Source organism: Nocardia niigatensis NBRC 100131 (genome assembly GCF_000308655.1).
GTDB lineage: Bacteria > Actinomycetota > Actinomycetes > Mycobacteriales > Mycobacteriaceae > Nocardia > Nocardia niigatensis.
In genome coordinates this window covers 43,743-67,461 of record NZ_BAGC01000071.1, presented here as the reverse complement: position 1 = coordinate 67,461, position 23,719 = coordinate 43,743, and the positions used below count along the sequence as shown (strand labels likewise).

The window sequence follows — 23,719 nt, the reverse complement described above, 5'->3', positions numbered from 1 at the left end:
GGTGACCCGGGGGACCGCGGAACCCGATGCCGCCTGGGCCGCCACCGCGCCGCTGTGGCGCGCGGTGCAGGCGTTCCGCCTGGTCACCCTGCTGTACGCGGTGGGCCAGCAGATCGCCTCGGTGTCCTACTACAGCAATCAGCGGCTGAGCTGGGCGCTGATCGCCGTCATGGCGGTGTGGTCGGGCATCTCGGCGGTGTTGTTGTCGCAGTGGCGGATTCGCCATGAGCCCCGGGTTCGCACGGCCGTGGTGATCGGCGACCACCTGGTGGTCATCGCCCTCATCTTCGCGACCCGGCTGGTCGCGCCCTATGACTGGTATCACCACCATCAGACTCTGCCCACCACGCTCTGGGCCGCCAATGCCGTTGTCTCCGCGGCGATTCTGTGGGGACCGTTCGGCGGCGTCTGCTCGGGCCTGGGCGTCTCGGCCGCCGTCATCACCGCCCGGGCGCAGTGGGACTTCGACGTGTGGCGCGACGCGACGCTGCCGGTCCTGGTCTCGGTGGGTCTCGCCCTGGGGCTGGCCTCCAATACCGCCCGCCGCGCGCACGCGCAGCTGCAGCGCGCCGTGCGGCTCACCGCCGCCGCCGAGGAGCGCGAACGCCTGGCCCGCGAGGTACACGACGGAGTCCTGCAGGTGCTCAGCTACATCAAGCGCCGCGGCAACGAGATCGGCGGCCCGACAGCCGAACTGGCGCAGCGCGCGGGCGAACAAGAGGTGGCGTTGCGGGTGCTCATCTCCGAGCAGGGCGACCGTACCGACGCCGGCGGCGCGGAGGCGGATCTGCGCCCACTGCTCACCGCGCAGGCGACGCCGTCCGTATTCGTCTCCACCCCGGGACATCCGGTGCCGCTCGGCCGCTGGGCGGCCCGCGAGGTCGCCGCCGCCGTGGCCGCCGCCCTCGCCAATGTGGTCCAGCACGCCGGACCGGGCGCGAAAGCGTATGTGCTGCTGGAGGATACCGGCGACGAACTCATCGTGAGCGTGCGCGACGACGGCCCCGGCATCCCGCCCGGGCGGCTCGCCGAGGCCGAAGGGCAAGGGCGGATGGGTGTTTCACGGTCCATCGTCGGGCGTATCGCCGCCCTCGGCGGCACCGCGCACCTGCTGTTCGAGGCGGCGGCCGAGGACGGCGAGGGTGCGGAGTGGGAGTTTCGCGTGCCCCTCGAAGAACGACACTGAGATCCCTCGAACGGTCACACTGAGAGATCTCTCGAACGGTCACACGGGGAGCGGAGGCGGACATGGCCGAATCGGATGCCGGCATCACGGTGATGGTGGTGGACGACCACCCGATCTGGCGGGACGGCGTCGCCCGCGACCTGGCCGAGGCCGGATTCGACGTGGTCGCCACCGCTGACGGCGTGCGCGCCGCCGGGGCCCGCGCGAGCGCCGTGCAACCCGCGGTCGTGCTGATGGACATGCAACTCCCGGACGGCAACGGCGCCGACGCCACCGCCGAGGTGCTGCGCGTCTCCCCGCGCACGCGGGTGCTGGTGCTGTCGGCCTCCGCCGAACGCGACGACGTGCTCGACGCCATCAAGGCCGGAGCCACCGGTTACCTGGTCAAGAGCGCCTCGGCCACCGAACTGCTGGACGCCGTGCGCGCCACCGCGGCCGGGCAGGCCGTCTTCACCCCGGGCCTGGCCGGGCTGGTGCTCGGCGAGTTCCGCCGCATCGCCAGCACCCCCGCCGAACGAGACGAACCGCACCGCCCGGCTCTCACCGACCGCGAGACCGAGGTGTTGCGCATGGTGGCGAAGGGCCTGTCCGCCAAGCAGATCGCCACCCGGCTCGGGCTCAGTCACCGCACTGTCGAGAACCACGTGCAATCCACGCTGCGCAAACTGCAGCTCGGCAATCGCGTCGAATTGACCCGCTACGCCATCGAACAGGGCCTCGAGTAGGGGAGCAGTTCAGGGATTGCCCTGATGCGGTGACGGCCTCGCGCTGGCTAGCCTCGAAGCATGGGAGGTCCTGAAGCGGTTTCCGCGCTCGAGACCGGCAACGCCGTGATCGGCGACCGGGATCTACGGGTATCGGATGTCGAACGCGAACATGTCGGGCGGCTGCTGCAGCGCGCGGTCGGGCTGGGCATGCTGTCGCTGGGGGAATTCACCGAGCGCATGGATACCGCGCTCGCGGCCAAGACCCGCGGCGAACTCAATGCGGTGCTGATCGATCTGCCGGGCGTCCGACTGGTCGGCCGGCCCGCCCCGGCCGGACCGCGTTTCGTGCAGCCGCCTCCGCGGTACGCGACCGCGCAGCGGATGCCGCAGACCGCGCCCGGCAATACGATTCGCGCCCGGCTGTCCAGCGTGGAGCGCAAGGGCGCCTGGCATGTGCCCCCGGCGCTGATGATCGACAGCATGCTGGGCAGCGTGCGCCTGGACTTCACCCAGGCCGTCATGTCCACCCAGGTGGTGGAGATCCACGTGAACGACACCTGCAGCTCGATCGAGCTGATCGTGCCGGCCGAGGCCACCGTGGACCTCAATGCCATCGACCTGATCGGGTCCAGCGCCAACACCAAGGTCCGGACCGGCCCGCCCATCGGACCGCTGCACCTGGTCGTGCACGGTACGTTGCGGTTCAGCTCCGTCACCGCCAGGCACCCGTTCGGAACCAACTGGAAACGGTTCCTCAACGGTGCCTGACCGCCGGGCCCGCGACCGCGGTGCCGGGGAATCGAGCACGGCGGCGGACGGATCCGGGCGGTAGGGTCACGCACATGGTGGAAGGCGTCGCGGCTCCGGAGGCAGTGCATCGTTCCGGCAGCGGTGAACCGCTGCTGCTGTTGCACGGCGTCCTGCTGACCTGGCAGTCCTGGGGCGCGGTGCTCGACGAACTGGCCACCGCTCACACCGTGCTCGCGCCGACGCTGCCCGGGCACTGGGGTGGCCCCGAGGCCGCCCGGCCCGCCACGGTGGCGGCCCTGGTCGACCACTGTGAGCGGCTGCTCGACGAATCCGGTTGGGACACCGTGCATATCGCGGGCAATTCGCTGGGCGGCTGGATCGCGCTGGAACTGGCCGCCCGCGGCCGCGCCCGCTCCTGCACCGCCATCGCCCCCGCCGGCCTGTGGCGGACCCCCGCCGCCGCGGGCTCGCTGCTGCGCAAGTTCCGCGCCTTCGGCCCGCTCATCGGCCTGGGTCCCGACCGGCAGCCGACCATACCCTCGCTGCTGCGCAGCCTGCTGCTCCCGCTACTCGTCGATCGTCCCGCCGCGGTGCCCAATCCGCTGGCCAAGGCCATGACCGCGGCCATCACCGAATGCGCCATCGTGGACGATCTGGCCGAAGATCCGGATCTGCCAACGGGTTTCACCCGCCTGGCCGACCTGGACGTGCCCACCACCATCCTGCTGCCCGAGCGCGATCGCGTGCTCCCGCCGCACGTCTACGCCCCGCTGACGCCCACGTCCACCGTCGAGGTGCGTCCGCTGCCCGGCCTGGGCCACGTACCCATGCTGGAGGCCCCGGACCTGATCGCCGACGAGATCCGCGCCACCATCGCCCGCGCCGCGGCCCCCGCCCACCGGTCGTGATCGGCATCCTCCGCGGCCGACTCCTCGGATCGACGCGCCGCATCCGCCGATTCGGGTAGTAATTGCGCGCTGCCCGGGTGTTTCTACTCATGTGAGCAAACGCCCAGGTCGAGAGTATGGCGGACATGAATCCCGCCATCGATCCCCGCTTGATCGCGCGGCTGTCGAACGAATTCACCTCGCTCAGTGAGCACCTGAACATCCTCGGCCGCGACCTCGACACCCTGCACCGCCAGGTCCTCGCCGACATCGCGCAGACTGCGCCATCCGGCACCGCGAACCCCGCGCCCGTCGCCACCCCGCAGGCGACGGACGCGTTCACGCCCGCCCCGCCCATGCCGACCGGGCAGGCGGCCCCGATTCCCCCGGGTACTGTCCGGGCGCCCGAAGCTGCTCGGTTCGCGGGAGCTACTGCGGGCCAATGTATTCCGCCTCAGGAGGCAACTTCCGGGGTGCTCCCTCCGGTTCCGGGCTGGGCTGTGCCACCCGTGGGAATGCCAGTGGGGCAGAGCATTCCGCCCTATGGCAGCGCGCCGCGGTACGGATGGGCGGCACCCGGCGGACAGCAGGGCTGGCGCCAGCCCATGCCGGCGATGCCGCAGCGGCGACGCGCGGTGCCCGCCAGGCCGATCCGCCCGCCGTGGTGGCAGCGGGAAGGGGTGATCAGCCGGGCGCTGGCCATCGCCGGTGTGGCGGTCACCCTCACCGGTGTGGTCATGCTGCTGGTGCTGGCGGCGCAGGCCGGGTTTTTCGGGCCGGTGCCGAGAGTTGTTGCGGGCGGGCTGTTCTCGACGGTGCTGGTGGCGGCCGGCACCCGGGTGTACGCGAAGGCGGGCGGCCGGGTCGGGGGAATCGCCCTGGCGGCCACGGGTATCGCAGGGGGATACCTGGATGTCGTCGCGGTCACCACCGTGTACGGATGGCTGAACCCGGTGGTCGGCTATGTTGTCGCCTTCGGGATCGCCGCTGGCGGGGTGGCCCTGGCGGTGCAGTGGCGCTCGCAGGGGCTGGCCGTACAGGTGCTGGCGGGCGCGGCGGTGCTGGCCCCGTTCGTGACCACGGAGCTCGCGCTGCTCGGTTTCCTCATCGTGTTGCAGATCGCCGCGCTGCCCGTGCATTCGCTGCGCGACTGGCCGTGGCTGCACGTGGTGCGGACCGTTCCGGCCGTGCTCGCCACGCTGGTCGCGGTGACCGGCGCGGCATTGAGCCTGGGGACCGGCGCTGCTCCGGCCTCGAACCGGTACCAGGTCCTCGCGGCCGCGATCGTCCTCGCGATCGCCGGGCTGACGGGTGCGGTGCTCAGCGGGCGACTGCGAGCCGGGGACGTGACCGCCAGCCTGAGCTTCGGCGTCGCGACCGTCCCGATGCTGGCCGCGCCGATCATGTTCGGCCGCACGGGGGCGATTCTCGTCTCGGCCGTTGTCGCCGCGGTGCTGCTGGGGGTGGCGGTGGTGCCGTGGGTGCCGAAACTCGGTGCCGCCGTTCGGATTCCGGGTCACCTGGCCGTGGTGTCCGCGGTCGCAGGGGCGTTCGCGCTGCTGGAGGCCTGTCTCGGGATCGCTCGGGTGCAGACGCTGCCGGTGGCGCTGCTGCTGGTCGCGATGGGATTCCTCGGGGTGGCCGCACAGCAGCGTTCGCGGCCGGCGGCGGGTATCGGTGCGGCTTACGGCGGGCTCGGCGCGCTGACCTTCGTCGTCCGGACCAACCCGAATGTGCTGACCCTGCGGTCGGAAGCCGAAGACCAGCTGGGGATCGCAACCGCGTTCTCGGCGCTCGCGGTGCTGGCCGCCCTGGTCGTCGCCGGGTGGTGCGCACGCCGGATGGGCCTGCTGGACCGCGAATCCGAGGCCACCGCGCTGTCGGTGTTCGCCGGGATCGCGGGGCTGTACGCGGTGACCGCGCTGGCCGTGTCCCTCGGCATCGCCACCGGGAGCCGCAGCGGCTTCCTGGCCGGGCACGCCATCGCCACGATCGTCTGGATGGCGGCCGCCACCGCGGCGCTGCTGTTCGGCCTGCGCCGTCTGGCGCGGACCCCGCAGCGCGCCAAGGTCGCCCTCGCAGCGGGGCTGCTGGTCACCGCCGCGGCGCTCGCGAAGTTGTTTCTCTTCGACCTGGCCACCCTGGACGGGCTGGTCCGGGCGGCGGCGTTCCTGGTGGTGGGTGTCCTGCTGCTGGTGGTGGGCACCCGCTACGCGCGGGCGTTCGGCGACATGGACTCCGGCGCGCGGTCCGCGTAGCGGGGGAAGCGGTAACGAAACCGGAAGGCCCGGCCGAAGATTCGGCCGGGCCTTCCGGTTGTCCGTATCAGTCGCGGTTCTGCCGCCGGAGCAGTTCGTTGACGCTCACCGTGCGTCCGTCGCCACCCCTATGCTTGGCGTCCTCGTCCGGGTTCTCGGCGGGCGGGCGCCGCCGAGAGGAGCGTAGGTCCGACATCCACTGCTCGATGCTGGCGCGGCCCGGGCCCTCCGGCGGGGCCTGCTCCGCGGCGTGCTGCGTCGGATGCTGTTCCTCGGCAGCGGTTTCCGCGAGTTGCTCGGTGGGCTCGCTCTGCTCCGGCTCCGGCTCGGACGGGTGCGGCTGGTACAGCTGTGCCCGGGTCGCCGGGTGTGGCGGGACCCTGGGTGTCGGCGGCGGCAGCACACGCTCCGAACCGACCACCGGTGCGGGCGGCTGCGAATCCGCCGGCGCCGCGGGCGATGCCGGCTGGGAGATCGACGGCATCGGGTTCACCGGGGCGACAGGCGGGGCCGGGGCGGGTGACGGCGCCGAGAAGGCGTCGTCCAGACCGCGGATGGCATTGTCGGCGGCCTGTCCGGGCACCCGCTGCGGCAGTCCGCTGCCGGGATTCCCGGAACCCCGTGCGGGGGAGGCGAAATCGCCGATCGGATGCGGGGCCAGCGGGCCGCGGGCGGAGCCGGGACCGCTCGGGTCGGCGCCCGGACCGGCCGGGGTGGCGCCCGGACCGGCCGGGGTGGCGCCGAGGCCGGTGGGGCCGGACCCCAGATCGGTGGTCGGCGCGTCCGCCGAGTCCGCGCTGACGACACGCCGGGGCGCGATCGGCGGGGTGATCTCCACCGGTGCGGCCGTACTGATCTCACCGGCCGGTGCGGGCGGCTCCGATGCGGGCTCGGCGGGTTTGGCGAAGGCCGGGGCCGCGGTGGTCGACGGGGTGACGCCGCGACCGGGACGCATTGTGGCGGAGGGGAATCCGGGCGCGGGACGCTGGGTCTCCGGGGCCGGGGCAGCCGCGGCGCCGTCCGCGGGCGGCGCCGGCTCCGGGAACGGGGTGGTCTCCGGGGATTCGGTGCCCTGGGCGGGCTCCGCGGGTGGCACGGGCTCGGACCGTTGCACCGTGTCGATGCGCTGGGTCGGGGCCTCGCTGTCCACATCGACCGTGCGGGCCGGGCGCGGCTTGCGGGCCCGCGCCGGGGCGGCGGTGCCGTCGGACAGGATCGGGATCTGCATGGTGACCGGGTCGGTGATCGGGGTGGTCTTCACCAGGTCGACCACCTCGCCGCCGCCGGGCCGCTCATCGTCGAGGATGGGCTCGCCCAGGCCGATCTTCTGCTGGATCTTCTTCATCCACTTGGGCGCCCACCAGCAGTCGTCGCCGAGCAGCTTCATGGTGGCCGGCACCAGCAGCATGCGCAGCACGGTCGCGTCGATGAACAGCGCCGCCACCATGCCGTAGGCGATGTACTGCATCATCACCAGATCGGAGAACGCGAACGCGCCCGTGACCACCAGCAGGATGAGCGCGGCCGCGGTGATGATGCGGCCGGTCTGCGCGGTGCCCGCGCGCACCGCCTCGGTCGTGCTCGCACCCTGGGTACGGGATTCGACCATGCGGGAAAGCAGGAACACCTCGTAGTCGATGGAGAGGCCGTAGACCACGGAGATGATCAGGACCAGCACCGGCGACATGATCGGCTGCGGCGTGAAATTCAGCAGACCCGCGCCGTGACCGTCGATGAAAATCCAGGTCAGGATGCCCAGGGTGGAACCCAGGCCGAGCGCGCTCATGAGCGCGGCCTTGATGGGCAGCACCAGCGAGCCGAAGGTGAGGAACATCAGGATGGTGGTCACCAGCACCACCAGCGCGATCATCAGCGGCATGCGATCGACCAGCTGGTCGATGCTGTCCTGCATCATCACCGGGGTTCCGCTGACCATCACCTCGGCGCCGTCCGGGACGTCGATCGCCCGGAGGTCCGCGATGGTCTCCGTGATGTCGGTGCCCTTTTCCAGCGGCCGCGAGGTGGTCCAGATATTCGAGCCGTTCGGCGGCGTCTGCGGAAGTGAGAACGTGGTCTTCGGCTGGAGTCCACGGGCCTGGTTGGCCTCGGTGAGGATGGTGCCGATGTCCTTCGGGTTGTCCGTGATGATGACCAGCTGGACCGGGTCGGCCTTGCGCAGCGGGAAGGTCTCGTCGAAGTGCTGCTGCGCCAGGCGGGTCGGATTGTCCGGCGGCAGATAGGTTTCGCTGATACCGCCGAACTGCAGATTCTTCACCGGGATGATGAGCAGCAGCAGACCGATGGTGAGCGGGATGGCGACCTTGAGCGGATGCTTCATCACCCACGCGGTGATCCGGCCCCAGAGGCCGTTCTCGATCTCCTCGGTCGTCTTCTCCTTGCGGAAACGCTTGAGGCCCAGGGCATCCACGCGCGGCCCGAGAATGGACAGCAGCGCGGGCAGGATGGTGATCGCGGATACCGCGGCCAGCGCGACCGTCGCGATGGTGCCGTAGGCCACCGACTTGAGGAAGCCCTGCGGGAACAGCAGCATGCCTGCGCTCGCCGCGATGATCATCGTCGCGGAGAAGAGGACGGTGCGGCCCGCGGTCTGGACCGTACGCCGCACGGCGGCCTTGGTGTCGTAGCCGTCGGCCACCTCCTCACGGAAGCGGCTCACGATGAACAGGCCGTAGTCGATCGCCAGGCCCAGACCGATCATCGAAACCACGGGGGAGACAAAGGAGTTCACCTCGGTGAACTTGGTGATCGCCATGACGATGCCATTGGCGCCGAGCACCGTCAGACCACCGATGATGAGTGGCAGCGCCGCCGCGACCACCCCGCCGAAGATGAAGAACAGCAGGACGGCCACCACCGGAATGGCGATGATCTCCATGCGCTTCTGGTCCTGCGCCATGGTGTCGTTCAGCGTGCCGGCGACCGGCTGCAGACCCGCGACCTCGACCTTGACGTCCGGAATGTAGAAGGCGTCCTTCACCTTCCGGTAGTTCCGCACCATGTCGGTGTCGTTGTCGCCCTTGATGGCGATGGAGGCGAAGGCGTGCTTGCGGTCCTGGCCGGCGGCCTGCGCCAGCTGCTGGCCGGTGGTGGTCTTCCAGGGAGAACCGTTGACCTGACTGATCTCCGGGTACTTCACCGGCAGATTGTTCAGGTTGTCGATGATCTTCTGATTCCACGCGGGATCATCGATGGTGCCGTTCTCCGGGGCGGTGTACAGCACCACCACGTCACTGTTGTGATCGCGCCCGTACACCTGGTCCTTCAGGACAGCGGCCTGTGAGGACTCGGAGTTCGGGTCGAACCATCCGCTGGAGCTGAGATGGTCCTCCAGCCCGAATCCGAAGGCTCCGAGCGAGAGCATTGCGGCCACGACGACACCCAGAACGGTGTAGCGCAGCTTGTAGACCAGGTCGCCCCAGCGGGTGAACACTAAGCGACTCCTTGAGCGGGGCGGGAGGTGAGCAGGGCCGACAGCGGCCGGAACGGCTGCAGCCATGCACCCTCGTCGGGCAGCGAGTCGAGGCTGACCCGGGGCAGCGGTTCACGGAACACGCCCGGGATGTCCTCGAGGTCGATGAACTCGAGAATATCCGACGTGACCGCCCAACTCGCGTGCTCGCGGAAACCGAGCACTTGAACAGGCACCCCGGAGCCGGCGATCTCCTCGAGCGGCGCGCGGAACGCCTGCCCGTCGGCGGAGGCCACCATGATCCCGGCCAAACCCGCTCCGCGACGGCGTAGCTCGATGTGGGAGAGCATGTCGCTGTCCACATCGGAGTCTTCGTCGATCTTGGGTTTGGCGAAGACGGCGTAGCCGACATTGCGCAGCGCCTCGACCCAGGGGCGCACCACATCGGCGGTGCCGGGGGCGATATTGGTGAAGACGGTGGCCTCGGGTTCGACCCGGGTGGTGCTGCCCACCGACAGTTCCGCGGTGCGGGCCAGCAGCCAGCGGCCGAGCGCGTCGAAGCGCGGGCGGTAGGCGGCGGTCGGACGGCCACCGAGGATGGCGCCGAGGCCCATATCGAGGTTCGGCGCATCCCAGACCAGCAGGACGCGCCGCACGTCGGTGGCGGTTCCGCCCAGGGCGACCCCGGCATTGCCGTGGAGCCCTGTGGTGCCCGATAGTTCGGTCGAGTCGGCGCCGTGCATTATTCCGGCAACTTCCGAAACCCCGTGGGCCATCTCACTGACGCTCATGATTCGATCTTCCCCCAGATGAACTCGGTGATGGCGCTGCCCGCGCGGAGTCCTTTGCTTTCGAACTTGGTAATCGGACGTTCGAAACCAATCGGTGCCTTGTTTCGGTAGGCCTCGGGATCCCCTCCGGTCGGCTCGTTCATGCCGATGAGCTGGGGTTCCGCGTTTCCGTGCAGGCCGATCCACTCGGCGTAGTCCGCGTGGTCGGTCGCGACATGCAGCACGCCGCCCGGAATCAGCCGACTTGCGATGAGTGCGAAGGTTTCCGGCTGCAACAGCCGCCGCTTGTGGTGCCGCGCCTTGGGCCACGGGTCCGGGAAGAACACGCGCACCCCCGTCAGCGATTCGGGAGCAATCATATTTTCCAGGACATCCACGGCATCACCGCGCAGCAGCCGGAGATTGTCGATGCCCTCGCGCTCGACGCGCTGCACCAGCTGGGCCAGGCCCGGCTTGTAGACCTCGATGCCGATCAGATTGAACTGCGGCTCAGCCTGCGCCATGGCCGCGGTGGCCGTGCCGGTGCCGCAGCCGATCTCGATGATCAGCGGGGCCGAGCGCCCGAACCAGGCGTCGGCGTCGAGCCTTTCGTCGGAGACGTCCTTGCCGATCACCGGCCACACCCGATCCCAGGCGTCCTGGCGCGCGGGCGAGACCGCGCCGCGACGGGCCCGGAAGCTGGTGACCCGGGGATAGAGCCGGTTGCCCGCGGGCCGATCCGGCCGGCCACCGGCGGTTTCCGAGTGATCGGCGTCACCGGTGGGCTGGGCGGGCCGCGGCCCGGGAACTGGCTCGGCAGTGTGGTTCGCGGCGTCGTTCACGGCGTCCATTGTCCAGTACCGGGTCATCAGCGCAGCAATCGACCACGGGTTGCCGCGGCCGTGATCACTCAGGCTGCCAGGCCCGAGACCTCGTCGGACGCCGGTGCCGCCGCCGGGCGCAAGGGGCGTCCGAGGGTGACTCGTATTGTGGTAGTTGCCATTTCCACCATGCTGCGCCAGTGCGCCGGGACCAGTGCGACGGACCAGACGGTCGTGGTTGTGGGTTCGGTGAGAGCCTTCCCGGCCAGCCGATCGCCCAGCCAGTCCAGGCTCATCGGGGTCGCCAGCGGCAGCAGCGAGAAGTGCTCGCTGAGGCGATCGCGGACGTACCGGACCGACGCGCCGCCCGCCCGGTACCGCTCCACCTGACCGTCGATGCCGGCCACGTCGATGACCTGGTCATACACGGGCTGCACCACCAGTACCGGGCACGCCGGCGCGCGATTGCCCAGGCGCAGCTCGTCGAACATGTCCTCGAGGTCCGGCAGGATCTCCGCCAGCGGTCGCCGCAGATGGTCGTCCATGCGCCGGCCGACCAGCAGCGGCAGCACCGCGATCGGACCCAGTGAGCGGGCGCGGTCCAGCAGGCGGCGGCCCTCGGGGGTGAAGTCGCGGCGCACCACCTCGGCCAGCGCCGGGTAGACCTGCTGCAGCGCGGCGATCACGATCGCCGGAAAGCCCGCGAACAGGCCGCCGTTCAGGCTCAGGAACACATGGCGCGGATCGCCGACCGGCGCGCCCAGCACCGCGCCGACGATACTCAGCTCCGGCGCGTACTCCGGCGCCATCTCCACCAGCCACGAACTGGCCATGCCGCCACCGGAATAGCCCCACACGGCCACCCTGGTGTCCGCGTGCAGACCCAGCGGCGCGAAACGCAGTGCGGCACGGACACCGTCGAGCCCGCGGTAGCCGGGTTCGCGCGCCACGCCGAAGTTTCCCTGCGGCCCTTCATGATCGGCGATGGTGACCGCCCAGCCGCGGCGCAGCGCGTTCGCGACCAGCAGCCATTCGAGCTGGGTGATGGATCCGGGGGACAGCGCGCCGCGGCGCAGCGCGTAGGAGGGGGCGCAGCGGTCGGTCACGGCGTCCATCGCCGTCTGGAAGGCCAGCAGCGGGCGCTCCGCGTCCGGTTCGGCGCCGGCGGGCAGCAGCACGGTGGTGACCGCGACCTCGGGCCGGGCGTGCAGATCCTGGCTGCGGTACAGCAGCTGCCAGGCCGTCACGTGTTGCGGCACCAGGCCGAACAGCGCGATCTCGACGGAGCGGCTGCGCAGGATGGTGCCCGCCGGGTGGCGGGCGAATCCGCGTGGTGGATGGAAGAAGGGGTCCCGGCCGGGTGGCAGCGGGCGACCGCTCGACTGTCCGTTCGGTCCCGGTGATCCGGCTGTTCCGATGACGTCCGCATCGACGGTCATCGCCACCTCCCCTCGTGTGCCCGGCCGTGGATCGAGAGGGCTCGCCACAGCCGCGCATCGGCCCTGATGCCGACCGGATCGCCAGAGTAGGGCAATCCCAGGTGTCTGTGAAGAGCGGTTGCATCGAATTGTGCAGGCCCACAGAACAACCCGGAACGGTCTACTTCCTCACCGCGTGACCTGCGCGTTCGTGATCCGAAAAGCGCACGCGCCCAGCATCTTCCGGCTAGGCTGCCCGCGTGCCGGTCGGGCGATCTCCGCGCATTCAGGTGACGGGCCGTGCCCGTGCGGGCAAAACCACGCTGCGACATGCGTTGTCGCTGCTCACTGCCGAAGAGACCCGACCGGTCGACCAGCCCGGGCAATCGGCCCCGGTGCTCGACGCCGACCTGGTCCTCTATGTCCTGCCCGGCCTGGCCGACCGCGCCGACCGCCGTCTCCTGGCGACCCTGCCGCCCGATCGCGCCCTTGTGGTACTCAACAAAGCCGATTCCGTCGGCGCCCGCTGGCCCGACGCCGCCGCCACCGCCGAAAACCTCACCGCCGAATTCGGTCTCACCGCATTCCCGGTGGTCGCGTCCCTGGCCCTGCGCACCCGGTCCGGCACCCTCGCCGATACCGACCTCGGCACCCTGCAGCGCCACCGCGACCATCCCGACCCACCCCTCACTCTCTCCTGCGACCTGTTCACGGCCGCGGATCTCGGCCCCGATCACGAAGCCCGCCGCGCCCTCCTCGACCGCTGGGACCTGCACGGCGTCTCCTGCGCCCTGGCCGCTCTCCGCCGGAACCCGTCCCTGCCCCCGCAGCTGCTGCTGCAAATCCTCCACTGCGCCAGCGGAATAGATCCGCTCCATCACGAACTCCACCGCCGCTACGAGGTCGCCACCGCCACGCTCGGTGTTTGATTCGCCTCGGGCCAAGCCGAATACGCCGCCGGATCCGAATCATCGGCGTTGATCCCCGAACCCCGCCCCGCCGCCGCGCCCTGTGATCCGTCCGAAACCCCGGCGCTGGAGCTGCCGCGCGTCGGCGGACTCGAACTGCCGCCGACGGTGCGCGTGGCGGCGGTTCCGGCGCCCGTATCGCCCGAGACCGGGGCCGACCGGACGCCGCCACCGCGGTACGGCGTCCTGTCCGGACCCGTCGAGGCCGTTGTCATGCGGTGGAATCCACACGGTTCCGCGCTGTTGCGCGCGATGGCCGGAGCGCATCCGGATCGGGGTAGGGCGATCGCGCTGATCGCCGGTGACGACTCACGCGCTGCGGCACTGCGTGTCGAACTGGCTCGATTCCAGCCGCGGGTCGATTTGACGGTTGCCGGAGCCGAGGCCGAGCCCGATACCCACGCCGGTGCCGACAGTGATCACCGGGCATCCGGGCCCGGCGCGGTGGCGCTTCCGCCTTCGGTGGCGCTCGTCGTGCTCGAGGCCGGGGCGCTGGCCGGTGGGGAGATGGTGGGGCGGGTGCGGGCGTTGCGGGCCGGAGGGACGCGGATCGTGTTCGCGCTGGACGGTATTCACGCGCATCGGGAGTGGCGGGAGGTGTTGCGGCGGGATGTCGAGCTGCTGGCGGGGGCCGGTGGCGAGGCCGAGGAGGTGGTGCCGGTGTCGGCGCGGATGGCGGCGGTGGCGCGCGCGGCGGGGGATCCGGCGCTGCTGGATCGGTCGGGGGTGGGTTTGTTGCACGCGCGGCTGGTGGCGGCGGCCGGGGCGGGCGCGGTGGGGGATCAGGTGGCGATCGTTCGGGAGCGGGTGGTGGCCGAGACGCGGCGGCGGATCCGGGCGCAGGCCGGGAAGCTGCGGGACGGCGGGGACGTGGCGGGGCTGCGGGAGGAGCGGGCGCGGTTGCTGTCGGTCAGCGACGGTGGGCGGGGATCGGGCATGACCATCGTGCGGAATCGGCTGCAGCTGGCGCGCGTGGATCTACTGCACGAGGTCGGGGCCAGGATCCGGGCGCTGCACGCGGAGCTGCGGGCCGAAATCGAACGCCTGCCGCGGAGCGCGCACGCGGAATTTCCGCGCCATGTCGGCGACGCTGTGGAAAAACTCACACAGGAGATGGACCGCGCGATTCGCTCCCGGATCGGCGAATTGTGCCGTCAGGTCGAAGAATCCGTCGCGCAGGAATGGCATATATCTTTTCCGGCGCCCGCGGAACGGGTGTCGAGGGCGGTTCCCACGCCGGGCCCGCGGCTGCGGGGCGTGGAGGACCACCTGGTGATCGCGCTGGGCGCCTCGGCGGGCTTCGGTCTGGGCCGGCTGGTGGTGGCGCCGCTGGCCCTGCTGCAAGCTGTCGACTTCGCGCTCGTACCGGTCAGTCTGCTCCTCGGTGCCGCCGCCGCGGCCTGGGTGGTGCGCGTCCGCCGGCAGCTCGCCGATGGCGCTCACCTGCGGCAATGGGTCGCGGACACGCTGGTCGACGCCCGTGCGCAGCTGGAGCAGCGGGTCGCGACGGCCCTTGTCGACGCCGAGGAACGACTCACCGACGAGGTGCTCGCCAGCGCCGCCGCGCGCATGGTGGAAACCGATCGGCGGGTCGGTGAATTGGAGGCGCAATTGCGACAGGCCGCCCAGCGCCGCCCCGCTCTACTGCTGGCATGCGAACGTGACCTGGCAGCACTCGAATTCGCTTAACCGCTGGTCGGAGGTTTCGACCCGGTACCGAGTGGACAACCCGATTCCGTACACCCCGATATATGGCGTTAACCTCTATGGCAGGAACCAGGGCATCCGTTGCGGACTTGTACGCGCGTCCAGCCGGTATGGGCACGCGGGCGAGACCAGCGGGAGCCCTGCCGCAATTGGTGGCACTCGGTGTCGCGAGCAGTGGTCCTCGGCTCGCTGACCTCGGGACCACCCATCTCAGGAGAGTTTTCATGACCTCAGCGACCATTCCTGGTCTTCACGATGGCACCGCGCCCACCGAGCACAAGGAACTGCTTGCCTGGGTACAGGAGGTCGCAGAACTCACCCAGCCCGACCGCGTGGTCTGGGCGGATGGGTCCGAGGAGGAAGCGGTCCGCCTCTCCGAGCAGCTGGTCGCCGCGGGCACCTTCAAGAAGCTGAACGAGTCGAAGAAGCCCAACTCCTACCTGGCGCTCTCCGACCCCTCCGATGTGGCCCGCGTCGAATCGCGCACCTACATCTGCTCGAAGACCGAGGCCGACGCCGGTCCGACCAACAACTGGGTCGACCCGACCGAGATGCGCGCCACCATGACCGAGCTGTACCGCGGCTCCATGAAGGGACGCACCATGTACGTGGTGCCCTTCTGCATGGGCCCCCTCGGCGCCGAGAACCCGAAGCTGGGCGTCGAGCTCACCGACTCCGAGTACGTCGTGGTCTCCATGCGCGTCATGACCCGCATGGGCGCGGCCGCGCTGGCCAAGCTCGGCACCGACGGCGAATTCGTGAAGGCGCTGCACTCCGTGGGCGCCCCGCTCGCCGAGGGCCAGGCCGACGTGCCGTGGCCGTGCAACGACACCAAGTACATCACCCATTTCCCCGAGGACCGCGAGATCTGGTCCTACGGTTCGGGTTACGGCGGCAACGCGCTGCTGGGCAAGAAGTGCTACTCGCTGCGCATCGCCTCGGCCATGGCGCACGACGAGGGCTGGCTGGCCGAGCACATGCTCATCCTCAAGCTCATCTCGCCCGAGGACAAGGCGTACTACATCGCCGCGGCGTTCCCGTCGGCCTGTGGCAAGACCAACCTCGCCATGATCCAGCCGACCATCCCGGGCTGGCGCGCCGAGACCCTCGGTGACGACATCGCGTGGATGCGCTTCGGCGAGGACGGCCGACTATATGCCGTCAACCCGGAGTTCGGCTTCTTCGGTGTCGCCCCCGGCACCAACCACAGCTCGAACCCGAACGCCATGGCCACCATGGAGGCCGGCAACACCGTCTACACCAACGTCGCCCTCACCGACGACAACGACGTGTGGTGGGAGGGCCTGGAAGGCACCCCCGACCACCTCATCGACTGGAAGGGCAACGACTGGTTCGAGCGCGAGTCGGAAACCCTGGCCGCGCATCCGAACTCGCGTTACTGCACCCCGATGGCGCAGTGCCCGACCCTGGCCCCCGAGTGGGACGACCCGCAGGGCGTGCCGATCTCGGCCATCCTGTTCGGCGGTCGCCGCAAGACCACCATCCCGCTGGTGACCGAGTCCTTCGACTGGCAGCACGGCGTGTTCATGGGCGCCACCGTCGGCTCCGAGCAGACCGCCGCCGCCGAGGGCAAGGTCGGCACCGTCCGCCGCGACCCGATGGCCATGCTGCCGTTCATGGGCTACCACGTGGGTGACTACCTCAACCACTGGATCACCCTGGGCAAGAACGCCGACGCGCAGCAGCTGCCGAAGATCTTCTACGTCAACTGGTTCCGCCGTGGCGACGACGGCCGCTTCCTGTGGCCCGGATTCGGCGAGAACTCCCGCGTGCTGGAGTGGATCGTCGGCCGTATCGAGGGCCGCTCCGAGGCCGCCGCCACCCCGATCGGCAATGTCCCGGTCGCGGCCAACCTCGACCTCGAGGGCCTGAACGTGGTCTCCGCCGACGTCGACGAGGCGCTCGCGGTGAACGTCGAGGAGTGGAAGCGGGAGATCCCGCTGATCGAGGAGTGGTTCGAGTTCATCGGCGACAAGCTGCCTTCCGGCCTGCGCGACGAGTTCGACGCCCTCAAGGCGCGCCTCGCGTAAAGGCATGACGAAAGTGGCTCGCCCGCACCGAGAGTGCGGGGGAGCCGCTTTTGTTGTAGATGGGCGATAGCCCTGCCTGGGACGGGACGACTGATCTCAGGTGGCGAGGGTAATTCGCCGGGTGCCCCCGAAATTGTTTCGGCTCGCGACCGCCGGCACGGGCGCTTGCCTGTGAACGGCACCTGAGCCGTCCGCTCAAGTCGCGGAGGGGCGGGTCAGCCCATGGGCATGAGCAGCGACTTCTGCTCGCAGTAGGCGTCCAGGCCCTCGGGGCCGTTCTCGCGGCCGATGCCGGAGGTCTTGTAGCCGCCGAAGGGGGCGCAGGGGTCGAAGGCGTACCAGTTGATGGCGTAGGTGCCCGTGCGGACCTTGGCGGCGACCGCCGCGCCGTGTTCGATATCGGTGGTCCAGACCGAGCCGGCCAGGCCGTAGTCGCTGTCGTTGGCGATGGCGACGGCCTCTTCCTCGGTGTCGTAGGGGAGGACCGAGAGGACGGGGCCGAAGATCTCCTCGCGGGCTATGGTCATCGCGTTGGTGACGTCGGCGAAGACGGTGGGGCGGACGTACCAGCCGGGGAGGTCGGCGGGGCGGTCTCCGCCGAGAATGAGGCGCGCGCCCTCGTCCTTGCCCTTGGCGATGTAGCCCTCGACGCGTTCGCGCTGCTGCTGCGAGATGAGCGGGCCCAGTTGGGCACCGGGGTCGTCGGGCAGGCCCATCGGGAACAGCTCCACGGAAGCCGTGAGGGCGTCCAGGATTTCGTCGTAGCGGCCGCGCGGGGCGAGGATGCGGGTCTGGGCGACGCAGGCCTGGCCGCTGTTCATCAGGCCCGCGAAGGCGAGCTTGGGCATGTCGGCAATGTCCATGTCGGGCAACAGGATCGCGGCCGACTTGCCGCCCAGCTCCAGTGCGCAGCGCTTGAGCTGGCTGCCCGCGATGGCGGCGATCTTGCGGCCCACGGCGGAGCTGCCGGTGAAGGTCACCTTGTCGATCCCGGGGTGGGAGACCAGGTATTCGGAGGCGTCGGCCTCGGCGGGCAGCACCGACAGCACGCCCTCGGGCAGGCCGGCCTCGGTGAAGATGTCGGCGAGCAGGTTGGCGGCCAGCGGGGTGAGCGGGGCGGGCTTGAGGACGACGCTGCACCCGGCCAGCAGGGCGGGGGCGAGCTTGTTGACGGCCAGGAAGAGCGGGACGTTCCAGGCGATCACGGCGGCGACCACACCGACCGGTTCGCGGGAGACGCGTGTCGTGCCGAACAGGCCGGTGCGAGATTCGGTCCAGGGGAACGACTTTCCGAGTCCGGCGTAGAAGTCGAGGGTGGCGCGGGCGGGGACGTAGTTGAGGGTGCTCGCGGCCATGGCGGGCGCGCCCATCTCGGCGGAGAGGGCGGCGGTGAGGTCGCCGGCTCTCTGGTCGAGCAGGGTGACGACGCGGGCCAGCAGGGCGGCGCGCTCCTCGGGCGGGGTGGCCGGCCAGGGTCCGCTGTCGAAGGCCCGGCGGGCCGCGGCGACCGCGGCGTCGACGTCGGCGCGGGTGACGACGGGCACGCTGCCGACGGTTTCCAGGGTTGCGGGCGAGACGACGGGAAGGGTGTCGGGGCCCGCCGGCGCGGTCCAGCGGCCACCGATGAACAGACTCTGGTAATCCATGAGAACACGTTACAGTTTTGCGTTCGGCACTGTCCCCCGCATGTCGGGCAAATGTCCCGCTGACCGGGATCTTCTTTGAAATTGGACTCCTCGGTTTCTAAGTCGCCCCCTGGCGGGCGCGGCGAAATCCGATTCGGATTCTGGGTTGCCCGGCCGTGGCCTATGCTCAGCCCGGTACGCCTTTCTCCACCAAACAGGTCGGTTGCTATCTATTAGCGCTTCGAAAGGTAGGTCCCCGCATGACCGATGTGCGCCTCGATGACTTCCTGCTCGGCGAGCTGTTCGATGTCGACTCTCCGGCTGCCAGTACCCCCATGCAGCGGGCCGCGGGTCAGTTGCAGCGGGTGCTGCCGCCGGGGTGGCGCGTCGAGGTGGCGGAGGCGAGCTATCCGACGGTCCGGAAGGGGCAACCCGTCCTGCGGCTCCAGCTACCCGAGGACTGAACCGGTCTGGATACGCAGCGGTGCAAGCTATTCGGCATACTTTTGGCAAACCGATAGCACTCGACAAAATCGAATTCCGACCTGTCGGTTCTGTTTTCGCAGAACGCACTATTGCATTCGGAAGCCCTGGCGAGCATGCTTTATAGCTACCGTGGATAGCTCGCTCGATTCATGAACCGTTACCGCACAGGGGAGTCCGAGTCATGGCGGTGCAAGTGGTCGGCAGATCGCTGATGACCAGTGATCTCACGCCGCATCAGGCGAAAAGCGTTGGCGCAGGCGGATGGGTGGTGTCCTTCCTGCCGGGCCGGACGCTGACCACCGCGCAAGCCGCTGCCGCATTACAGGCAGCGGAGGCGGTTGCCACCGTGAACGCCCTCGCCGGTCAGGTCGGCCTGACCGCCATGGAGGCCGTCGGGTTGGCAACCCAGGAGTCACCGTGGAGCGAACCGGAGCCCTGCACGGGCCTACGCCGGATCTGGCGGCGCGGAATCGCCCTGCGCTGACCGCGGCCGCTTGGTCGCCACCACCACCAGGTTGCTGACCAGCAGTTCCCGCAGCACCGGGACGTGCACCATCCACCAGGCCCAGCGCGGGTGATAGCGCGGGAACACCGCGAGAATCCCGATGTCGTCCGGAGTTTCGCGCGCCCACCGCACACCCTCCGCCGCCCGCACCGCGAACAGCGAACGCCCGAAGCGGTTCTTCGGCTCCCGCCCGTGCTTGCGCCGATACCGCCGCGCCGCGTACTCCCCGCCCAGGTAATGCCACGGCCCGGTCTCGTGCCCGCCGAACGGCCCGTGCCACACGGTGTACGAAAAGACCATCAGGCCACCGGGTTTGGTGACCCGCAGCATCTCCGCGGCCATCATCCATGGCTGTGGCACGTGCTCGGCCACATTCGAGGAGATGCAGACCTCGACCGCGTCATCGCGGAACGGCAGCGCCATCCCCGACCCGCGCACCGAGCCCGCCACCCGCAATCCGGCCGCGTGCATCTCCGACGGATCCGGCTCGACCGGCAGGTAGCGGGCGCCTGCCCGGCTGAACTCGTCGGCGAAATAGCCCGGACCGCCGCCCACATCCAGCACGATCGTCCCGCGCAGCGACTTCCCGGTCAGATCCCGGTAGAAGTCCGACACCAGATCGGCGGTATCGGCCGCCACGCCGCCGTAGAACACGGCCGGATCGGTCTGCTCGAACCGGAAACTGCCCAGCAGCCGTAGCGACCGGCGCAGCGTCGCCCGGCGGGCGAATCGCGGGCGACGCGGTCTGGTCTGATCGGCTCGGAGCACGGCGGAAAGTCTCGCACAGCCGCCGACCGGCGCGGACACCCGCTCGCAACCTCGCACCCCGGTATCGATTCGGGCGACCCCGCAGGTCGGATGACCACTGCTGGCCCGGGACAGAGCAACGCGCTATATGGTGGAGCCCACTGTCTGTCCGTCCCCACCGTGACCCCTGGAGATCCGCCCGTGCGTGAAGTGCTGCTGCTGTGCTGGCGCGACACCGGGCATCCGCAGGGGGGCGGGAGCGAGCGGTATCTAGAGCAGGTCGGCGCGCAATTGGCCGCGCGCGGCGTCAAGGTCACGCTGCGGACCGCGGGATATCCGGGCGCGGCCAAGCGGGAATCGATCGACGGCCTCGAGATCAGCCGCGGTGGTGGCCGGTTCACCGTGTATCCGCGGGCGCTGGCCGCCATCGCCCTGGGCCGGTTCGGGATCGGACCGCTCAAGGGGCTGCGGCCCGACGCCGTCATCGACACCCAGAACGGCATCCCCTTCTTCGCCCGTGCCGCGACCGCCGCGCCGACAGTGGTGCTCGTGCATCACGGGCACCGCGAGCAGTGGCCGGTGGCCGGGCGGCTGGTCGGGCGGATCGGCTGGTGGATCGAATCGCGGCTGTCGCCGCGCGTGCACCGGGGTAACCAGTACCTGACGGTGTCGCTGCCGTCGGCCGAGGAGCTCACCGCGCTCGGGGTGGGCGGCTCGCGAATCGCCGTGGTGCGCAATGGCGCCGAGCCGATCCCCGCGCAGGTGCCCGTCGGTGATGACGCCACCCGCACCGCGCACCCCAGCATCGTGGTGCTCTCGCGGCTGGTGCCGCACAAGCAGATCGAGGACGCTATGGCCGTGGTGGCCGGGCTGCGCGGCCGGATTCCGGGCCTGCACCTCGATGTCATCGGCGACGGCTGGTGGGCCGGCAACCTGCGTACCCATGCGGACGAGCTCGGCATCGCCGACGCCGTCACCTTCCACGGGCATGTCGACGAGGACCAGAAGCACCGGTTGCTGGGGCGGGCCTGGGTGCACGTGCTGCCCTCCCGCAAGGAGGGCTGGGGGCTGGCGGTCATCGAGGCCGCCCAGCATGGGGTGCCCACCGTCGGATACCGCAGTTCGCGCGGGCTCACCGACTCCATCGTGGACGGCGTGACCGGGCTGCTGGTCGATGATCCGGACCAGCTGGTCGAGGCCGTGGGCGAACTGCTCGGCGATCCGGAATCCCGGATGGTGCTGGGGGAGAAGGCGCGCGCGCGGGCCCGCGAATTCTCCTGGGAGCAAACCGGGAACGGCGTCTACGAGGTGCTGTCCGCGGTGACCCGCGGCGAGCGGGTGAGCGGACTGATCGCGCCCGCACGGGTGTGATTCGCGGGCACCCCAGGTGATTTCGCGGGCACCGCAATTCGGAAAACCCGCGACGCGGGTCTACTGCGGTTCATAGCATCGAGACATGTGGATCATTCTGGTCATCGCGCTAGTCAGCATTGTCGTGATCGGGGTGGGATTCGCGCTCGGCTTCCCGCGGGACTGACCGCCGTATCCCCGAATGGACTGCGGCGGTGAGGAATCCGCCGGCCAGCAGGGCGGCCCACAGCAGATGCGCCGCGCCCGACACGCGGCGGTGGGCGGCCGAGGCGTCGTGGGCGGCGATCTCGCCCGGCACCCGGTACAGCTGCACATCCCGGTCCGCGTAGACGGGATTCAACTGGGCCAGGGTGGTTTTCGATTCACCCATCGGTCCGGGCGTGCCGCCCTCGACCAGGACCCAGCCGACACCCAGCTCGGCCAGCCGGTCCACCGAACCGCCTTGCAGGAGCAGGTTTTCCACCTTCCGGGCCCGGTCGCCCTCTCCGGCCACCACGCCGCCGCGCACAGGAAGCTCACCGGTTTGCAGCACATCCCGTCGCAGCATGCGCGGGGCCGGATCCAGGACGGGCGCACTCCCGGAATACCGGAACTTCCGGAACATTCCGCCCGGCAGCACGGCGACATCACCCGGCGCATCGACCATCGTGGCCACCCGCTGCCATCCGGCTGGATAGTGCACCGGTCGCAACGCGCCGCCGACACCCCACGCCAGATCCGGCAGTGCGAGGAACAGGATCACGAGGAAAAGGACCGCGGCCCCGCCGGTTCGCGCCCGCGGTGACTCGGCGCTCACGCCATCCACAACGTTCGTGGATATCCAGCGTCCCACTACCCGGCACCCGGCGGCCGCGCACAATGCGTACGCGGGAACAGCCAGGGCCACGAACTTCTGCGTGTCGCGGAGCAGTCCCGCGCCGGGCACCCGCGTCACCAGGAACTCGCCGGCCGACAGCCCCCAGCCGGTCGCGCCCAGCGCGGGCAGCACGATCGCCGCCACCGCCAGCCAGACCAACCGGCGGCGCACGATTCGCGCTTCGTCACGCACCGGGCCCCGGATGGATTCACCGCCGCCGGCTTCGGCCGTGGCGTCCGGCTGTGCGCCGGCTCGGTGCAGATCGTGAGCTGCTGTGCCCGAACGGGATTCGGCTTTCGCGCCGGTGCCGAGAACCGCGCGCAGGCCGGTCGCCACGAGGGCGAGCAGAAGAACCGTGGCGACCAGCGCGAAGAACGTTGTGCGCGAATCGGGTACGGCGGTGCTGTTCCAGATGCCGCCCAGACCGGCGAGGCTGCCGAGGGTCCCGAGCCAGGGCTCCGCCCGGGCGGCGAAGGCGGCGATACCCGCCGGGTCCGAGGGTTCCGCACCCGCACCCGAGAGCGCGGTCGCGGTCAGCCACGGAGCCGCCGACACTGTCCACAGTGCCGCTGTGACAGGCAGATTCCGCCTGCCCACCAGCAGCAGCGCCACCAGCCCCGCGAGCAGAGATCCGGTGGGAGTGAGCCCCGCCGCGGCGAGACACCCCGCCAGCCCGGCCCAGGTAGCGAGCGTCCCGAAGCGTGCCCGTAAGCGTGTGGCGAGCAGCGCGATCCAGGGCAGGGCCGCATAGCCGGTGAGCAGGCTCCAATGGCCTTGCAGAAGGCGCTCGGCCACATAGGGATTCCAGATCGCGACCGTCGCGGCCGCCAGTTGCGGTCCCAGCGAGACGCGCAGCAGATCGCGGGCCAGGCAGGCCGCACCCCAGCCCGCCAGCCACAGCGCGCCCAGCAGAATCGCTTTGACCAGGACCCCGCCGTCCACCATCGCCGAACCGACAGCGAGCAGCGCGTCCTGCGGTACCGCGCGCGGCGCGGCGTCACCGAGCCCGAGCGCGGAATCGGTGAGATACGACCGCGGTGTGCTCACCGCGTCCCGCAGCAGCAGGTATCCGGACCCGAGCAGCGGCCCCAGCACGATCACCGCCGGCAGCAGGCTGTACCCGGCGGGCACCAGCCCGGTCCACCGCCGCTCCCTACCCTGCGCACTCACACCGGG

General features: G+C 70.2%; 18 protein-coding genes. 11 read left to right on the top strand and 7 right to left on the bottom strand.

The features are described 5' to 3' along the window. Position 1: 1 nt before the first annotated feature. The 5 genes from macS to ON33_RS29555 all read left to right on the top strand — a co-directional run bounded on the left by macS (position 2) and on the right by ON33_RS29555 (position 5,788). A complete protein-coding gene (gene macS, locus ON33_RS29575; protein WP_083869411.1) occupies positions 2-1,186 on the top strand; it encodes a MacS family sensor histidine kinase in 1,185 nt (394 codons plus the stop codon). 62 nt (positions 1,187-1,248) lie between these two features. After that, positions 1,249-1,911, top strand: coding sequence for a response regulator (locus ON33_RS29570; protein ID WP_040862403.1), 663 nt, complete (start codon positions 1,249-1,251; stop codon positions 1,909-1,911). A 108-nt stretch (positions 1,912-2,019) separates the two neighbouring features. Next, entirely contained in the window at positions 2,020-2,661 is a 642-nt protein-coding gene (locus tag ON33_RS29565; protein WP_040862607.1) for a DUF1707 SHOCT-like domain-containing protein, read from the top strand. A gap of 74 nt (positions 2,662-2,735) precedes the next feature. Then, positions 2,736-3,551, top strand: a complete 816-nt coding sequence (locus tag ON33_RS29560; protein WP_051153051.1) for an alpha/beta fold hydrolase — start codon at positions 2,736-2,738, stop codon at positions 3,549-3,551. Between the two features lie 116 nt (positions 3,552-3,667). After that, a complete protein-coding gene (locus ON33_RS29555) occupies positions 3,668-5,788 on the top strand; it encodes a DUF2339 domain-containing protein (protein ID WP_040862402.1) in 2,121 nt (706 codons plus the stop codon). A gap of 67 nt (positions 5,789-5,855) precedes the next feature. On the opposite strand, the gene ON33_RS29550 is transcribed toward ON33_RS29555, so the two are convergent. The 4 genes from ON33_RS29550 to ON33_RS29535 are packed head-to-tail and all read right to left on the bottom strand — an operon-like array spanning position 5,856 to position 12,248. Next, on the bottom strand, positions 5,856-9,239 hold the full coding sequence (locus tag ON33_RS29550) for an MMPL family transporter (RefSeq protein ID WP_040862401.1): 3,384 nt from the start codon (positions 9,237-9,239) through the stop codon (positions 5,856-5,858). Then, entirely contained in the window at positions 9,239-10,009 is a 771-nt protein-coding gene (locus ON33_RS29545; RefSeq protein WP_040862400.1) for an NYN domain-containing protein, read from the bottom strand. The genes ON33_RS29550 and ON33_RS29545 overlap by 1 nt, the downstream gene beginning before the upstream one ends. After that, on the bottom strand, positions 10,006-10,839 hold the full coding sequence (gene trmB, locus ON33_RS29540) for a tRNA (guanosine(46)-N7)-methyltransferase TrmB (RefSeq protein WP_040862399.1): 834 nt from the start codon (positions 10,837-10,839) through the stop codon (positions 10,006-10,008). The genes ON33_RS29545 and trmB overlap by 4 nt, the downstream gene beginning before the upstream one ends. 59 nt (positions 10,840-10,898) lie before the next feature. Beyond that, a complete protein-coding gene (locus tag ON33_RS29535; protein WP_040862398.1) occupies positions 10,899-12,248 on the bottom strand; it encodes a lipase family protein in 1,350 nt (449 codons plus the stop codon). Positions 12,249-12,487: 239 nt separating this feature from the next. On the opposite strand from ON33_RS29535, the gene ON33_RS29530 reads away from it, so the two are divergent. The 3 genes from ON33_RS29530 (at position 12,488) to ON33_RS29520 (ending at position 16,953) form a co-directional block, all read left to right on the top strand. Continuing rightward, positions 12,488-13,156 (top strand): hypothetical protein, encoded by a 669-nt coding sequence (locus tag ON33_RS29530; RefSeq protein ID WP_051153049.1) that lies wholly within the window; start codon positions 12,488-12,490, stop codon positions 13,154-13,156. Positions 13,157-13,204: 48 nt separating this feature from the next. Then, a complete protein-coding gene (locus tag ON33_RS29525; protein ID WP_051153047.1) occupies positions 13,205-14,884 on the top strand; it encodes a hypothetical protein in 1,680 nt (559 codons plus the stop codon). A 242-nt stretch (positions 14,885-15,126) separates the two neighbouring features. Beyond that, positions 15,127-16,953: a phosphoenolpyruvate carboxykinase (GTP) gene (locus tag ON33_RS29520; RefSeq protein WP_040862397.1), complete on the top strand. Its 1,827-nt coding sequence runs from the start codon at positions 15,127-15,129 to the stop codon at positions 16,951-16,953. Between the two features lie 215 nt (positions 16,954-17,168). Here ON33_RS29520 and ON33_RS29515 read toward each other — a convergent pair whose 3' ends face one another. After that, positions 17,169-18,599, bottom strand: coding sequence for an aldehyde dehydrogenase (locus ON33_RS29515; RefSeq protein ID WP_040862396.1), 1,431 nt, complete (start codon positions 18,597-18,599; stop codon positions 17,169-17,171). Between the two features lie 239 nt (positions 18,600-18,838). Here ON33_RS29515 and ON33_RS29510 point away from each other — a divergent pair, with 239 nt between their 5' ends. Both ON33_RS29510 and ON33_RS29505 read left to right on the top strand, forming a co-directional pair. After that, the gene (locus ON33_RS29510; protein WP_040862395.1) at positions 18,839-19,042 is read left to right on the top strand and encodes a hypothetical protein; all 204 of its coding nucleotides are present in this window, start codon (positions 18,839-18,841) and stop codon (positions 19,040-19,042) included. Between the two features lie 203 nt (positions 19,043-19,245). Continuing rightward, positions 19,246-19,548 carry a hypothetical protein gene (locus ON33_RS29505; protein WP_040862394.1) on the top strand — a complete coding sequence of 101 codons (303 nt, stop codon included), beginning with the start codon at positions 19,246-19,248 and terminating at the stop codon, positions 19,546-19,548. Here ON33_RS29505 and ON33_RS29500 read toward each other — a convergent pair. After that, on the bottom strand, positions 19,510-20,337 hold the full coding sequence (locus ON33_RS29500) for a class I SAM-dependent methyltransferase (protein WP_051153120.1): 828 nt from the start codon (positions 20,335-20,337) through the stop codon (positions 19,510-19,512). The genes ON33_RS29505 and ON33_RS29500 overlap by 39 nt on opposite strands. 180 nt (positions 20,338-20,517) lie before the next feature. On the opposite strand from ON33_RS29500, the gene ON33_RS29495 reads away from it, so the two are divergent. Then, a complete protein-coding gene (locus ON33_RS29495; RefSeq protein WP_040862393.1) occupies positions 20,518-21,687 on the top strand; it encodes a glycosyltransferase family 4 protein in 1,170 nt (389 codons plus the stop codon). A 109-nt stretch (positions 21,688-21,796) separates the two neighbouring features. Here ON33_RS29495 and ON33_RS29490 read toward each other — a convergent pair whose 3' ends face one another. Next, complete coding sequence (locus ON33_RS29490) at positions 21,797-23,713, bottom strand: MmpA family trehalose lipid delivery protein (protein WP_063711096.1); 1,917 nt, start codon at positions 23,711-23,713, stop codon at positions 21,797-21,799. Positions 23,714-23,719: the final 6 nt, after the last annotated feature.

What these genes read in the sequence shown, in the direction of transcription:
- ON33_RS29570 (WP_040862403.1), top strand. Translation starts at nt 1,249, where the DNA reads ATGGCCGAATCGGATGCCGGCATCACGGTGATGGTGGTGGACGACCAC.
- ON33_RS29560 (WP_051153051.1), top strand. Translation starts at nt 2,736, where the DNA reads ATGGTGGAAGGCGTCGCGGCTCCGGAGGCAGTGCATCGTTCCGGCAGC.
- ON33_RS29555 (WP_040862402.1), top strand. Translation starts at nt 3,668, where the DNA reads ATGGCGGACATGAATCCCGCCATCGATCCCCGCTTGATCGCGCGGCTG.
- ON33_RS29545 (WP_040862400.1), bottom strand. Translation starts at nt 10,009, where the DNA reads ATGAGCGTCAGTGAGATGGCCCACGGGGTTTCGGAAGTTGCCGGAATA.
- trmB (WP_040862399.1), bottom strand. Translation starts at nt 10,839, where the DNA reads ATGGACGCCGTGAACGACGCCGCGAACCACACTGCCGAGCCAGTTCCC.
- ON33_RS29535 (WP_040862398.1), bottom strand. Translation starts at nt 12,248, where the DNA reads ATGACCGTCGATGCGGACGTCATCGGAACAGCCGGATCACCGGGACCG.
- ON33_RS29520 (WP_040862397.1), top strand. Translation starts at nt 15,127, where the DNA reads ATGACCTCAGCGACCATTCCTGGTCTTCACGATGGCACCGCGCCCACC.
- ON33_RS29515 (WP_040862396.1), bottom strand. Translation starts at nt 18,599, where the DNA reads ATGGATTACCAGAGTCTGTTCATCGGTGGCCGCTGGACCGCGCCGGCG.
- ON33_RS29510 (WP_040862395.1), top strand. Translation starts at nt 18,839, where the DNA reads ATGACCGATGTGCGCCTCGATGACTTCCTGCTCGGCGAGCTGTTCGAT.
- ON33_RS29505 (WP_040862394.1), top strand. Translation starts at nt 19,246, where the DNA reads ATGGCGGTGCAAGTGGTCGGCAGATCGCTGATGACCAGTGATCTCACG.